The 14,312-nt window shown below is 51.2% G+C and carries 16 protein-coding genes; 3 read left to right on the top strand and 13 right to left on the bottom strand.

Going from position 1 to position 14,312, the window contains the following annotated elements; translation table 11 throughout:
• Positions 1-104 precede the first annotated feature (104 nt).
• The 4 genes from CP557_RS02290 to CP557_RS02275 form a co-directional block, all read right to left on the bottom strand.
• Positions 105-398: a hypothetical protein gene (locus CP557_RS02290; protein ID WP_097378414.1), complete on the bottom strand. Its 294-nt coding sequence runs from the start codon at positions 396-398 to the stop codon at positions 105-107.
• A gap of 194 nt (positions 399-592) precedes the next feature.
• Positions 593-1,165 (bottom strand): J domain-containing protein, encoded by a 573-nt coding sequence (locus CP557_RS02285; protein WP_211290164.1) that lies wholly within the window; start codon positions 1,163-1,165, stop codon positions 593-595.
• 85 nt (positions 1,166-1,250) lie between these two features.
• Complete coding sequence (locus tag CP557_RS22870; RefSeq protein ID WP_245852867.1) at positions 1,251-2,177, bottom strand: PadR family transcriptional regulator; 927 nt, start codon at positions 2,175-2,177, stop codon at positions 1,251-1,253.
• On the bottom strand, positions 2,177-2,596 hold the full coding sequence (locus CP557_RS02275) for a hypothetical protein (RefSeq protein WP_097378412.1): 420 nt from the start codon (positions 2,594-2,596) through the stop codon (positions 2,177-2,179). Before CP557_RS02275 ends, CP557_RS22870 begins: the two co-directional genes overlap by 1 nt.
• A gap of 233 nt (positions 2,597-2,829) precedes the next feature.
• Here CP557_RS02275 and CP557_RS02270 point away from each other — a divergent pair, with 233 nt between their 5' ends.
• Together CP557_RS02270 and CP557_RS02265 are read left to right on the top strand one after the other, a co-directional pair.
• Positions 2,830-3,105, top strand: a complete 276-nt coding sequence (locus tag CP557_RS02270; protein ID WP_342746464.1) for a winged helix-turn-helix domain-containing protein — start codon at positions 2,830-2,832, stop codon at positions 3,103-3,105.
• 67 nt (positions 3,106-3,172) lie between these two features.
• On the top strand, positions 3,173-3,367 hold the full coding sequence (locus tag CP557_RS02265; protein WP_097378410.1) for a hypothetical protein: 195 nt from the start codon (positions 3,173-3,175) through the stop codon (positions 3,365-3,367).
• Positions 3,368-3,381: 14 nt separating this feature from the next.
• Here the strand turns inward: CP557_RS02265 and CP557_RS02260 are convergent, their stop codons facing one another.
• The 4 genes from CP557_RS02260 to CP557_RS02245 form a co-directional block, all read right to left on the bottom strand.
• Positions 3,382-3,654 carry a hypothetical protein gene (locus tag CP557_RS02260; protein ID WP_245852866.1) on the bottom strand — a complete coding sequence of 91 codons (273 nt, stop codon included), beginning with the start codon at positions 3,652-3,654 and terminating at the stop codon, positions 3,382-3,384.
• 456 nt (positions 3,655-4,110) lie between these two features.
• Positions 4,111-6,081 carry a hypothetical protein gene (locus CP557_RS02255; protein ID WP_097378408.1) on the bottom strand — a complete coding sequence of 657 codons (1,971 nt, stop codon included), beginning with the start codon at positions 6,079-6,081 and terminating at the stop codon, positions 4,111-4,113.
• The gene (locus tag CP557_RS02250; protein ID WP_211290163.1) at positions 6,081-6,875 is read right to left on the bottom strand and encodes a hypothetical protein; all 795 of its coding nucleotides are present in this window, start codon (positions 6,873-6,875) and stop codon (positions 6,081-6,083) included. Before CP557_RS02250 ends, CP557_RS02255 begins: the two co-directional genes overlap by 1 nt.
• A gap of 718 nt (positions 6,876-7,593) precedes the next feature.
• A complete protein-coding gene (locus CP557_RS02245; RefSeq protein ID WP_097378406.1) occupies positions 7,594-8,604 on the bottom strand; it encodes a Cdc6/Cdc18 family protein in 1,011 nt (336 codons plus the stop codon).
• Positions 8,605-8,695: 91 nt separating this feature from the next.
• Between CP557_RS02245 and CP557_RS22040 the strand changes: the two genes are divergently transcribed.
• Entirely contained in the window at positions 8,696-9,439 is a 744-nt protein-coding gene (locus tag CP557_RS22040) for a hypothetical protein (protein WP_143825017.1), read from the top strand.
• A gap of 138 nt (positions 9,440-9,577) precedes the next feature.
• Here the strand turns inward: CP557_RS22040 and CP557_RS02240 are convergent, their stop codons facing one another.
• The 5 genes from CP557_RS02240 to CP557_RS02220 all read right to left on the bottom strand — a co-directional run bounded on the left by CP557_RS02240 (position 9,578) and on the right by CP557_RS02220 (position 13,504).
• Complete coding sequence (locus tag CP557_RS02240; protein ID WP_245852865.1) at positions 9,578-10,246, bottom strand: GIY-YIG nuclease family protein; 669 nt, start codon at positions 10,244-10,246, stop codon at positions 9,578-9,580.
• Positions 10,247-10,722: 476 nt separating this feature from the next.
• Entirely contained in the window at positions 10,723-10,800 is a 78-nt protein-coding gene (locus CP557_RS23445; protein ID WP_394340605.1) for a hypothetical protein, read from the bottom strand.
• 159 nt (positions 10,801-10,959) lie between these two features.
• Positions 10,960-11,904 (bottom strand): hypothetical protein, encoded by a 945-nt coding sequence (locus CP557_RS02230; protein WP_143825016.1) that lies wholly within the window; start codon positions 11,902-11,904, stop codon positions 10,960-10,962.
• 122 nt (positions 11,905-12,026) lie between these two features.
• A complete protein-coding gene (locus CP557_RS02225) occupies positions 12,027-12,614 on the bottom strand; it encodes a tyrosine-type recombinase/integrase (protein WP_097378403.1) in 588 nt (195 codons plus the stop codon).
• Between the two features lie 203 nt (positions 12,615-12,817).
• A complete protein-coding gene (locus CP557_RS02220) occupies positions 12,818-13,504 on the bottom strand; it encodes a hypothetical protein (protein ID WP_097378402.1) in 687 nt (228 codons plus the stop codon).
• Positions 13,505-14,312 lie beyond the last annotated feature (808 nt).

Below are 14,312 nucleotides of genomic sequence, written 5' to 3'. Positions count from 1 at the left end.
GCGAGAAGTGGTCTCGCGTCGTCCAAGGCCGGACGTTCACCGCGCCGCCGCCGTAGGCCCACACCGTCGCGCCCAGGACGTGCTCGCGAGCGATCGAGCAACGGTCACTCATCGCGATCACCATCCTGCCAGTTTTCGGGACTGCCCCACCGGAACTGGGGATGCTCGTCGTCGACGCGATCGCGTTCGAACAGCCGGTCCTGAATATCCCTCTGGAGTGCGCGGCCGGACCGATTGCGTGGCTCGTGCTCCGCGTGGTGGTGATCATCCACCCGCGCGGCGAGATCATCCATCGACTCAAGCAGTTCACAGAACACAGCATTCTGGTAGCGAAGCTCCGTAGCGATCGCCTCGAGGGCCTCTGCCTGTCGCTCGAGCGCGAAGGTATCGTCATTCATCGGAATCACTGTCGTAGTACGTTTTTCCCGAGCCACTCTTGGGGAGGTGATCGGGCCGCTCGGGACAGCCGATCTTATGCCCATATTCGACACCGCTATTCCCGCGAGTGCACCGCGACTTGCAGGTGTCACAGACGAACTCGCGGGATGTCCGGACGACCGGGTTCGCCGTTCTCTGACCGAGCGAAGCGTGGCTACTCATCGAGCATCGCCTCTTCTGCTTCGACGACGCGTTGAAACTGCTCAGTGCTGCCACCCGAGTCGGGATGATACTCTTTCTTCTTCGCTCGAGCCGCGGCTTCGACGACATCGTCGTCAGCGTCAGGTGCGATGTCGAGAACCTCGTGCGGTGGTTCTTCTGCCACGACCGCGCCGTCCGCGCTCGGAAGACGAGCGGCAGCGAACTCCGCATCCGCTGTTTTGACCGGACGATCCGACCGAAGCCGCGTTTCGTGGACCCACTTGAGGACTTCCCGAACGTTGTCGCGAAGCTGTTCGTAATCGTCACAGGCCACAGCGAATTGTTCGCCGTCCTTCGACCACCGGAGAACAAACCCCGGATCGTCCGGATTCGCGTTGTGGCGCGGGAGGCCGCTCGACTTCGTATGCTGGTTTCCGATCGCCGCCCGCCAGTCGTCGGGATCGAGTCGATCCATCTCCTGGGCGAGCTCTTTCGTCGTCGAGCCGAGGGTCGCACTGAACCGACTCTTCGACTTGCGTTCGCTTGGCGGCGTCCGCTTGGTCGCTGCCGGCCAGTCAGGGATCATCACTGATCACCGCCGAGATGGGCACAGGAGATCCGCCGGCGCTGGCACTCAGGACACCAGACCGTCTCGGGCTCGCTGATCCAGTTCATTCGCGACCGACCTCCCTTCCGTCAGCGGTCGCGACCGCCATTTCACACGCATCCGCGAGCCGTTCGACACGCTGGATCAACAGTGCGCGTCCTTCGTCGGTCAACGTGTACTCGTTCGTTCGCCGATCGAGTTCGGACTTCTCGACAAGGCCACGATCTGCGAGGTCGTCCAGGTTCGAATAGAGTCGCCCGTGGGTCACCTCGTCGTACTGTGTCTCGAGTCGGTGCTTGATTGCGAGCCCGTAGGAGGTCTCGCCGTCGCGATCGAGCCGCTGGATCTCCTCGAGGCAGTCGCGCTGGAACCCGGAGAGGTCTCCCCAGACTATGCCGCCATCACAGCAGACATCTTCGTGATCATCGTCCGGCTGTGGTTTTCTGGTGACGATCTCAGCGTTCTCATCGACGAGAGCGTGATGGAGGTCGTCTTTCAAATGACCCCAGACCCTCTCACAAGTTAGGCACATCACGTTATACTGATCTTGCTGCTGGAGTTCGCCGTCACACTCGTCGCGTGGACAGTCCTCGTGATCCCAGCAAAGGACAGTACCACTCGAGTCCGTCCCACCGTCGGCCGCGACCGGCCGCTGCTCGCTCTTACAGAACGGACACCGCCGCCCATTGCGGACGATCACGTGATTCACGTCCGGCGTTTCGGGACACTCGTGGGGAATGCGCTCGCGGTCGATCTCGAGGCCGACGTGACAGTCGGGACAGTTCGTGATCGACTGGACGTGTGGGCTGGTGACCGTCTCGTAGGTACACTCTGGACAGCCGAGGATGACCAGTTCTCTGCCGTCGCCATCGCACAGCATCTCGCGATCGTTCCCCTCGTCATCCTCAGCTGAGTTTCCGAACTTGTCCTCGAGGCGCTCGGGACAGATATCGATCTCGTGGCCACCGACGCCGCAGTACGAACACGGCATCAGGCCTCACCTCGGTTCCGGCGGACACGATGCTTCGCCTCGGCGACGGTCTCGTCGTCGAACGCCTCGCGTGCGAGCGCGTTCAACACGTCCAGATCGGAGACACCGGATCCGGACAGCGCCGTCGAGAACAGTTCCGCGAGGACGACGCGGGTGACCGTCGGCGGGATCTGGTCGGCGACCTCGAAGCCGACGCGATCACAACGCTCGAAGCCGCGCTCGCGCCAGGTGCAGCCGGTCCACTCGTAGTCGATGCGCAACCAATCGCCGCATCCAGCCGGTTCGAACGCGATTTTCCGCGGCGCGCCGTACGTCGGATCGAAGCGAACGTCAAACCCTTCGGTCGGGTTGCTGATCGGTTTCGAAGTCAGTGCTGTCGTGTCGGGGCTTTCAATACCCCGCGTTTCGTTGTCGGACATGGCTTTCGTACTGTAACTACGAGAGCCGCGCGGACCCGGTGTCACCAGCACCGGCCCGCAATTTTCGTACGGACCCAACGGACAGTCGGGTCCACGTGAAACTCTCGTGAAGCACAATCTTGTGCATTGATACTTAACTGTTATGCACAATTCTGTTCCTATTTGGCCGAGTACTGTGCTAATACAGATGGGTATGAAAATAGTAAAAACAGAATCGTCCCTTGGGCGGGGTAATGCGCCCGAAGTTAGCAGAATGGATGACTCCTGCTGATAGAGACATCCTGGAGTTGTTAGAAAACGAGGGCGCTGATCGTGAATTGGTGCTAACGCCCGGTTTGATAGCGGAGAATACAGACTGGTCAAGGAGTACCGTTCGTAGCCATCTGATGGAACTCCGTGATCACGGTCTCGTCGAGTATTACGATGAAGATCGCTCGATCCACCAACTGACGAACCGAGGTCGGGACTATCTCCGTGGGGAAATATCACCCGACCACCTCGAAGAATAGCCACGCTTACCGTACCCGTCGTAGATCCCTCCGAGAATTTAAACCGGAAGCCGCGGCCAACAGCGGTGTGCTCTCGACAGATCATCCGCAGGACGACCTGTTGATCGCTGACGCACTGCTTCGCGAGTCCTACCGACTCGAGGACACCGACCCCGCCAGAGCGAACAGGGCGAACGACCTCGCGTCCGAGATCATCTCCACGCACGGACTCCGCCTCTGCGAGCTGCAGCGGCAGATCGACCGGGAGACCTACCCCGAATGACGAAGACGCAACGCTCACGCCTCGATCCCCTCCAGTCCGATCCGCTGCAGCATCGGCTCGAGCCAGGTCGGGATCTCGTCGGTGTACCCTTCGCCGTGGAGTTCGATCAGGCCGGCAGTTCGATCCTCCACGGCAAAGACCCAGCGCGGGCCACCTTCGACGCACACGTCGATCCGCTTCTTGTTGCTCGGCGAGCCCGTAATCTCGACATCGACGGTCCGCCCATCCTCGAGATCGGTCTGCAACCGGGGCTCATCTGCATTCGAGTCGAGTTGTCGAATGGACATGAGCGAGAGAAGGTCACAGTTTGCGATAAGTGAAGGGCGGAGACGAACGGAAAATCACCAATATCGACTCTTGCGTATAATATCGGACGCTACAAACGCTCTACTGTGGATAGCGGAAAGCGAACGGAACGAACGGTTCTATTGAAATCTTACTCATCAAATAAGTCCTTGTACAAAACAGTTGGTCGCTGAGGGATGCGAATTGACCACTGAGGAACCTGCCAATTTCAGATGACTTCCGGCGAACAGTACTGAATAGAGGGCGCATCTCGCACAGGGCTGAGTTCATACTGAAGCAACCGGATCACTCGATGCGGGCTAATAAGATAGCCCGGGGAATCCACCGTGCGAGCGAGGAACTTCCTGGCAAAAATGGTTTCGCAGCGTACACACGTTGGTATGTGATTATTTCTGAGGTGTGACTGGCGTTTCTGGGTACAACAGATCTGATGAGCACTAATCGTGCGCTTCAGGATCTAGATGGAAAAGCACCCCGTCAAGTTCCTTGCTCTGTATGAATCCTCGAAGCCGTATATCAAGTTCTACGTAGTCATGAGGCGCTTGCTTGTATGGAATAGATTCTAGAGGTTCGTTCGACATATCGAGTACAGCTGTTTCTTCTCCGGGGGCGGCTTTTACGTCCAGTGCTTGCCCGTCCCCGTCTACGAACTCTACACCCCGGCTTTCATTCTCTAAGAGCAGGAGTGCGGTGTAGGTGTCTGTGGGTTCAGTGAGGATGGGTATATCCAAAAATGAGTGGTGGGAATGGGAGATATCTCCGTCGTGTGCGAACCTGTCGTCATCTAAAAGCCTTCTCCGATGTTCGCCCGTTTGCAGGAGGATTACTGACGCATCTCGCTTTCGGACTTGATCCTCTATTTCGTTGAGCAACTCATCAATACTGTCGACGTTATGTTCTTCTAAGGTCAGCCTCCTCAAAACGTATTCATTGTACCTATCGAAGACTCCACGAAAAGTGGTTGTGATCGGTTTACTCACCCCTTCCTCTGGTACAAACATCCGTTTTGGTGGATAGATTGCTGACACCCTAATTCCATCAATATTCGGAGGAAAAGGCTTCTCGCGAAGTAAGCCGGCTTCTTTGAGTCCCTGTCTCAACAGGGAGGAACTATCGAACTGATCGTTTATTTGCTCTTCCCAAGAGTCGAGATACTCTGGTTCAATTTGATGGTTACGTACCCGCATTATTGCCTGCTTTTCTGCGTGTGAGTGTGCTTGATCAAAGGTTTTAGAGAGGATCTCTACCCGCTTATCGAGATCTACATGGCTATCTAAAAGAAAGTCCAGCAGGTAGTCGTCTTTAAATTCCTGCACCTTGTCGTGGAGGCTATTGAGATCTCTACGGTATTGTCTTCCGGCTGGAATAGGCACTTCTTCGGGTGTAGAATTTGAAAAGCGGTCCTGAGTATTTTCATCAAATAGGTAGAGTGAGAAGGCTAGGTAGAATTTTGGAACCCATGTATTGGTTCCCATAGAAGTCATAATAGGACCGACTGCATTTTGGAGCTGTCTGCTGGTCTCCCAGTTTTCCCAGTAAGGGTCTTGGTCTAAGACGGATCCGATCTCGAAATAGGTCTCTGATAGGGATTTGATGGATGAGAAATTCTTCTCCGCGTAATCCCGGTATAGGGTTTGAATGAAGTTTTTGTCGGAGTAAACGTCTTCTGCGTAGAGTTTATATGCCCAAGAATATGCAGCAAATTTCTGGATTTGAATACACTTCCGGAATGTGTTAGCGAGCTTTTGCTTTACAGCCAGGATATCCTGAGCGTTTCCATCTGAGGGGACGCCTGTATGTGAGTATCGAAATCTTTCGAAGGCTCGTACGTCGGTCAGATTGTTATGCAGCCTCTTGATTGAGTCCTTACATTCGTATTCAACAGAGTACCGCCAAATCTCACGGTAGTATTCAAGGAGAGTTTCGATGATCTCTCTACTCTTTGCTAATTGTTCTACATTGTCGGCATCCTGGAAGTTCTGCGCTATTCCATATTGGAGGGTGTTGTATCTCTCAAAAAACTGCTCGATTGCGTCGTCAAACCCTGGTTTAGGGTATGAGCTTACGTAGCAACTGGTAAGAGCGTTAAGCAGTTGATCAAAGGCGTCTCGATCGTTTGCTTGCCGGGCGTAATTGGCCTCGGCTGAGATTGAGTTAATGACGGTTTCTCTCAGGTCTTCATCAGCACCATTGTCAAGGATGTTGTTATATAGTCGGATGTATCGACGTTTGCAGAATCTATAGTCCGCCCTGAATTGTCCTTCTAAAACCGTCTCCTTGTCAATCAATTTTTGGATCAATTCTGCGAGGTGAGAGAGGTTATCGGTGAGTTCCTGACCTTTTCCTTCTCGGATAGAGGTCTCTGCTTTCTCGAAGAAGTGTTCGAGGTAGTCTTCATAGTTCGGCATCAGTTCCCACCTCGTGTCCGGATTCCCCGGCGTAGTTGTCTTTCAATCTGTTCAAGTTGCTCTTTGGATAGATCGCCGTCCAGAGAGATCACAGTGGTATCTTCAGCCAGTGTCATATCTATAGTTGGATTTTGATCGATACTGGCCGTGGCATCCTGATTAACGATCTCTGAGATTTTGTACATCCTCCGCAAGTTGATGTCGGACACAGTCCCTCTCTTATCGATATCTTTTGAGGAAACAATGATCCTCTCTAAGCCGAAATTGGGGAGACGCATCGAGACTTGATCAAATCCGGGTACAGACTCCGCGAGAACCTGGTTTGGAGTCGAAGAGGTGCTTATGATCTCTTTCTCTAAATCTTCCTTTGCAAAGTTCTTGACTTTTCCATCTAAATCGGTGTAGAACAAGAGATCCAATGCGTCTAAGAACCGTTTTGCCACAGTCAATATTGATGCCGTGAATAGTACTGCAGTAGTGTAGATTGGTAGGAACTCTGCGGTTTCAACTGAAGAGTGTGTGAAGGCGATAGCTCCGATTACTAGGTTAGCGCCGAAGACGAAGGTGACTGTCCAGATAGAACCGATATCTTCTACAAATAATCTTGTGAGTTCATTGTTAAGTGAGTTGCCGTAGATCTCTTCCCAGACGAAAGTTAGAGCAACGAAGCTGAATCCGATGATAACTGCGTGTACCTGCCATGTAGTTCCGAGTACACTACCAGAGATATTGAATGGAACCTCTTCTGAAAGAGATGAGTGAATGAAGCCGATGAAGATCCCTGCGATGAGCACTGTGATAACCAATAAAATACCTTTCATAAATTCCATACTTCGACGTCTACGGGATTTAATTACACTAAGTAGAGATAAAGCCCCAAAATGTCTGTATTTCCTGTATACCGTTCTTAATCGTAGTGACCAAGGAGATATGAAAATACCTCCGTACCAGAGTATTCCTAATACAAGAATGGCGGAAGCAGCAACAAACAGTAAAATAATCTGCCAATTGACGGCGAAAACCTGGTTTAGCGTGATCAGCAGAAGGGAGACAATTAGAATGAGAGTACCGAATCCGATTACAAAGGAACTCAATAACCGTAAACTTGAGATAGAAGGTTGTCTGAGAGAAGCCATTCTTCTTAGATCGATATTACCACCCATCAATTAAAGAATGATGGTTTTGTTGAAGTACTAAATGTTTGCCACATTCTGGCCTGTTAGTAGTTAGTGTAGGCCAGAGATAGCACCGGAGCATCCGTCGAGGGAGCGAGGAAACCCTCCTCGGCAAAAAATGGTTTCGCAACTCTATTGATCTGTTGATTTTGCACAGATTATTTGGAAGAAACGGCATCGGTTTACTGCATTCATTCTCTATATTAACCATACTGCTTATGTCAGATATCAAAGTTATAGATCACCGCTTTGGTAACGTCTTCTCCTGTACTTGCCGCTGAGGGTGTCGAAACTGTCATTTAGTGATGTTTTCAACAAAGCCGAACGAGCGGGAAATTCAGAAGCCGGGGACAGCGTAGACCTTCGCTCGACCGTTGCCGTTCGATTCGATCAGACCATACTTCTCCTCGAGGTTCTTGAGATACTTCCGCCGAGTCGATTTAGCTTTCGGGTTCTGAGAGCGCTGCTCGTAGGTCCCGTGGAGTTCCGTCCCAGGCACTTCGCCCGCAGCTTCGATGATATCGTACAGCAGACGCTTGTGCGTTCCGAGATCTTCGACCCGCTCGAGGTGGATCTCCTCGCGAGCCGCCGTCCGGTTGTCGTCGACGACTTCGACCGTGATCTTGGAGAGATCGTCATCCTTCGAGACGGCCCGCGCACCACTCCGGAGAATGCCGATCGCCTCACGTGCGTCTCCTGCAGCGACATCGGCGATGTAGTCGATCGCGTCGCTCGAGATCGTCCCCGGTCGAAGCCCCGCGCGGATGCGAGCTTGGAGGATGTCGACAAGCTGGTTGTGCGTGAACCGCTCGAGGTGGATCGTCTCGGCGCTGCGGAATCGACTTTGAACTCGACTGTCGAGATGTGCGAAGAGATCGTCTTCGTCGATCGTAATCGCGACAATTGTCACGTTCGGAATCTCGTAGAGCGCCTGGAGTGTCGTGTCATCCTCGAGGACATCGACCTCGTCGATGATCACGACGACGCGCCTGTCACTCTCGCGGAGCCGATCGAGAAACGAACTCGTCGGCGAACCGGTTTTCCGAAGATCCGCTCCGAGACCGGCGTCGCGCATGATGCCGAATAGAACTTCGGACTTCGACGAGCCGGAGATGCAGTTGTGATAGCCCCAGCGGAGGTCGAGCGTCTCCCGCTCGAACTCGCGCACGACGAAGCGAGCGAGCGTTGTTTTCCCTGTCCCGCTCGGGCCGAAAATGAGTGTGTTCTCGCCGGTATCCCCATCTGCGATCGGCTCGAGGGCGTCAGCCAACTGCCTGATCTTCGCATCCCGGTGGTAGAGATCACTCGGGATGTGGGACGGGCGGAGGGCTCGAGCGTTAGCAATCATATGTAGACAATCTATTGTCAGATAATAAAACCAGTACTCGGGACAAGTAAGGATATGTATTTCAAATAGAACTACACTCGTTCTATTAAAGATGAAGTCTAAGGCTGACGATAATCCTCATCAAAGGAACCGAGAGGATATACGGTTTCGATCATTTATAAGCGAGAACAGTGATTTATTTACAGTCATGGGTGTTTTCGCTGCACTTTCTGTTTACATATCCCGTTTACCCTCAGAAACAGTTGATGAATCCTATATTCAACTAGGTCTTGTTTCTTCCCTTTTGATAACAGGATTAGTTGCTTTAGGGATAATGAAATCACTATCTGATATAATAAACCCAGAGGAGATCTTTCGCCTTAATAACGCTCTTATAACCTTGTTCTTAATATCGTTCCTATTCCTGCTATACTCTTTATCTAGAATCGTAATTAAGGATCCGCAAGAAGTTTCTATCATTTGGAGTTTTTTCGTGATAACCCTACTACTGATGGCACTTTATGAGGGATATGACTTTATCAAAAATCGTCTGTCTCCTGTAATAGCGGATCAATTGTTGCAGAAATTGATTTCTGTTTTCTTGGTGTCAAGTATATCCCACTATCTATTTCCAAATATCCGGGCATGGTTGAAGAGGAGATATACACTACAACAGTTGGAAGAAGCAAATAATGTTATAGAAAGTCTACCCACTCTAATAAACAATTCAATTATATTATTAGAAGAATTTACCTATCCAGCCATGATTATATTTGGGTTCTCTATTTTTATACACGCCATGGATATTTTGGGGACTAGATGCAGGAAATTAAAGAAGTTGTGGGAAGACCATTGACAAAAAATTCCCGACAGGACCAATATGATCAAACTGTGGAGACGCACTCCCAAGAGGGAACTCGAACAGATTAGTTCGATAGCGATTTGATACTGTACCATAATATATATATATATATAATATCAAGAACAATAAGAGCTAGATTTCTTGAAGCTGTTCCTCGTACCCAAACTGAGCAATTGGAGCTTCTCCATTTTCCAGATAATGTACTCCTATTAGATCAGTCTCGATCTCCTGACGCTTATGAGCTGCATCAAGTTCTGGCCGATTGACGTAGGAAAAGAGCGCATCGCCGCCAAACGTCTTTTCGTGGTTATAGAGCCGTGACGAAATATTGCTAGACTCTCCAATGTATGCGAGTGGCGGTGAGTTTGATCCATACCAGATACGGTACAGCCCGTTATCTGGTGGATCTACAGCGAGCCGATTCTTGAGGAAGTAGGGTTCGGACCATTCGAGACCCATCCAGTTGGAGCCAGTTACTTCGTTAACGTTCTCCCAAGGGACTGGCCCGCGCCCATTCTCGGTGTTTGATTCAGTCTCGTCTTCCGACAGCGGCCCACCGACGATCTCGTCCTTACTGTAACTCGACTGCTTGTAGCCGTCGATTATCCGGCCGAAGTTCGCTGTCGGACTTTCGCCCATCTCTCGGCGAGCAACGGCGATCAAAGCGGCTTCGATCGCTTTCCGCTCCTGCTTGTCTTTCGCCTCTGACGGAACCGCGTATGAAACCTCGAACTCCGGTCCGTATCGGTCATGGACAGCCCATAGACACGGTGCAGCTGTATGGGGATCTCGATACGGCATCTCTTCCGCGTACGTTCCTCGAGCGAGCGAGCCTACTCGCCCGCGTGTACTCCGCCCAGTTTCGCCGATGTACTCGAGTCCATCCCGTTCCTGATGACGCACTCGGTACAGTCCCGGATCACTCGAGATCGTCCCTAAGTCTCCGTCCGCCCGAGCGAGGGAGAGCCACGGGCTCCACTCAATTCCTAACCAGTCGTCGCCATAGAAACCGGTTTCGTTCATATTCGCTCGTTGTACCATCTAAGTCACTCGCCAATCATTAAACCCTCCACTGGGGATTGAACCGTCACCTCGGGTCTTCAAGTATGAGCAAGAGTTTTTCATATGTGCGATTTTCCGCATGAGCACGATAACAGTCTCCGACTTCAGCAACCCGACCAACCTGAGCTGATAGAACGCTTCTTTCGACCATTCCCATTTTCTCCCGACTCATGCGCAGGGTCTCGTTGTACGGTTCAATCGGTGGGCTGTCCGGCTCAAGCAAGGTGCTTCGCTGAGAGAATATACCAGTCATCGCACTGCTGTGTGCAGTACTGCCGAGCCTTGCTGAACAATGTTGACGGAACGAACTGAACGCTATAATCAAATCAGGAATAGAATAAATTAGAGAAATGTGATGAATAGAATTGTAAGTCTTGCACGGTGATGACTAAAGCTAGTGGAAAGTGATTCTATTAAAATACACTAGGGGAGGACACAAGGGAGCGGGCGATTCATAAGCCAGGTTCATCGCTAGCTTCAAATGGGCAATTTGTCTCCGTATCGGCTCCAGGGAGAATCAAGACACTATTTCGATATCCGGCTTCCAGACCGTCAGCAATGATACTTCCGAGCCATGGATTCTGATCTTGGGCACGCATGATGAATTGGAACTCGGAAAGGGCAGCAAATTCTTGTTCAAAGAATGGATAGAAGTGTTCAACATTGTCTATCGAGTCTGCGGTCTCAGTAATCTCAGTATGAAGCAGGTCTGGCAACGCATCAGTAACTGCATCGTTGACTGCGTAGAATATCAACTCAGTACCTACACAAACGATCCAGCCATCATAGGTCCATACTGGGTCGCCTTCATTAATCATCTCTACGTCGTCCACCGGTTCAATAGCATCGTATGCAATACTGAGTACCAGCGCCAAGAGAACTGGATTGTACTCCGAAGAAGATCTGTCAAGATGTTCACTGTATACATCAAGTGCCTCACGATAATCAGATACAACTAGGGCGTCAAATGGCGTTCCAGAGAGGATCGTTTCCAAGACTGGTTGCTGGAGCTCCCAGTTAAGATCACCGATTGAGAGAAGAAACTGGAGTGTCCCCTCCTGAGCACTCAAGTCGGCAGCGCTATACTTGGCAAGTAGACCCTCACCAAGCCGGATCCTTTCCTTGTCGGGGATTTCTTCAAACGACAAATCATCTGGGATTGGTGCATCCGCGGGGGTATACGGAGAATTGCGAGTATAGAGCAAGTCCAGCGAGCGAAGTGTCCCAAACACATCCCAATCAATATCGCTCTTGTGTCCCAATCCGGCAGCGAGCAACCATTTGTATCCTTCTGGTTCCAACTGAAACGTGAATGGGTGATTTGGACCAGAAGTTATTATATACCAGTTGCTCTGGTCGTTTTCTGGCTCCGATTGCCGCTTATTTAGCGTTGGCACAATTTGAGTATCAGTATGTGAATGAGAAAGATCTGTCCTCTGATCTCTAGTAGATCCGTCTGATTCTACCTTGAGAATTCAAAGCGTCGCCCAGCGACAGATCTAACCTCTCTCATTATCAGTCATAACCAGTTCACCTTTCCACGTTCCCGCTGCTGGGCTTCCGGGCTGAACGTCCCACGGTAGTGTTCCAGGAACGTCTCGAGGTCGTTCCACCCGCCCCAATCACACACCAAGAGCGGATCAACATCTGCCGAAGCGAGCGCAGTTGCCCAGGTCCGACGGAGATCGTGGAACCCGAGATGGTCCCAGCCGGCGTCACCGGTTTCATCGTGCAGCTCATCTGCTGCCGATCGAACCCAGCGCCGCAGCGAGCGCGTACTCGAGATCTCGACGAGCGGTGAACTCGCGTCCGCGTCGCGATAGTCGTCGATCGTGTCGATGGTCGTTGCGAGATCTCGCGGGACTGGCGTCTCGCGGAACTTGTCACCTTTCCCGTGCCACACTCGGAGCATCGTCCCAGCGTCGGTGTCGACGACATCGTCTGGAGCGACATCGAGCACTTCGTGCGAGCGGAGCCCACAGCGAGCTCCGAGCGCGAATGCGATCCGCTGTTGGGTATCGGCGGCGGCCTCGAGGAACTGGTCGACCTCGGGCTGACTGAGCCAGACCTTCATATCGTCTCGTTTCTCGTGCTGTTGTAGATTCATGTCCGGAATGCGCGCTAACCGGCCAGTTTCGAGGGGAGATGGTAGTTGTTTCGGTGGTTCAGAGGGGAGATCGACATCGATTTCGTCCGACTTCGGAGGAGTTCTCGGACACGGTCCAAGCGGTAAGTGTACACGCTTATTAGACATATTTTCACTTACGGGATTCATAAAGAACCGAATTTTGGTAGGGCCAGTAGAACGATTTAGCGACTTTGTGCTTCCGAGAAGGAGTACGATGAAAAAATCACATCAGAGTCCTCTATAGAGTAGTGATACAACCGTTGCAGTTGGCGCGTATCACCTTCGTAGAGGTTCGATGTTAACTCACCATCTACACGTAGCCAGTGGAACTCCTCCAACTCGTAGCCATCATCCCGAGCAGCTATTTCATGCCCGAGCATACCGATAATATACTTCTTTTTCTGTCCAGGCTCTAAGAACTCCGTGTGCTTGCGCCAGTCCCCTGCCCCTCCTTTGTAGACTTTTATACTATCGGGTAAGTCCTCATACGGTATTTCATCATCAAGAATAGGGTCATCAGAACCTGTGTCTCTTACTGGGGCAAGCGACAATCGGATAGTAGCCTCGATTGGAACTTGACCCGTATTCTCAAATACGAGATGCCCGGCTCCCCCATCAATCGTCTCATGATGCAACGACAACCGAGGTCGCCGCATGAACTCCACCTCCTTCCGCATATACTCTGTCTGCCTCTGAGTGTTGTAGACCGTTATTGCGGTAATAAGAGCTAAAAACAAGGTTCCAAATGCTACTGCTTCATCCGCAGTAAAGAGGTCACTTTCCAGATAAACGATGACTGTGACGAGGAAGAGGAGAGTGGCAATGATTACAGGCTTTCCGTGATCAAATCTCCAGTTCAACTGCCTCACATTTGGGGATACAGTTCATCTATTATACTACTTTCTTTTTAAATATCAGGTCAAGCAATCGCGACGTGTACGTCCTGTACTTACCGCTTATTCACTATCTCCTGTCCGACTTCAGGGAACTTCTCGGACACAAAACTCGCGGTAAGTACAGATGTTTATATATTTAACACACGGGACACTACAGAGAGCCAGCAGCCAAGTCTAAACGGAATCCAATCATGGTCAGTATCCAAGAAGCAATTCAATTCTTACTTCGACCACTTGCAGGAATAGTCCTCTTCGTCTACGTCGTTCTGTGGTTGGTAGGTCGTAAGACGACCGATCTTATTAGATCTCTCACTGGGCTTCATGATGGTATCCAACTGGATGTCCACAACCTCCGTATTTTGTCTCTCTCAGTGGGATCAGGTCGCCAAGAACAACGGCTTCGACTCAGTTGCGGTGTGGACATTCAGAATGACACATATTTTGATCTTGTGATAGACCGTATGGAAGTCAAATATGAGTTCTTGGGCGAACACGACCACATAGATACAAGAGAAGATTCACGCTTTCAATTACGCGACATAGAAGCACACAGTAAACGCAGACAGAACTTCCACTGTCCGATACCATGGCGCGCTATACGCGATACTACTCGTGATAACGAACCGTATCTTGAGGGATATATTGAGATCGACGTAAGTCCGCTTGTGACGTTACCTATCTTGACCTCACAGCTGGGTTGGAAGAAGAAACTCAAAACAATTCAAATCAATAAACAGTTTGATGCACAGGTTCCTACCGAAGAGTGGCATCTTGAGACAGA

The organism is Natrinema ejinorense (assembly GCF_002494345.1).
Taxonomy (GTDB): Archaea; Halobacteriota; Halobacteria; order Halobacteriales; family Natrialbaceae; genus Natrinema; species Natrinema longum.
This window is presented reverse-complemented; position numbering and strand designations above follow the sequence as displayed.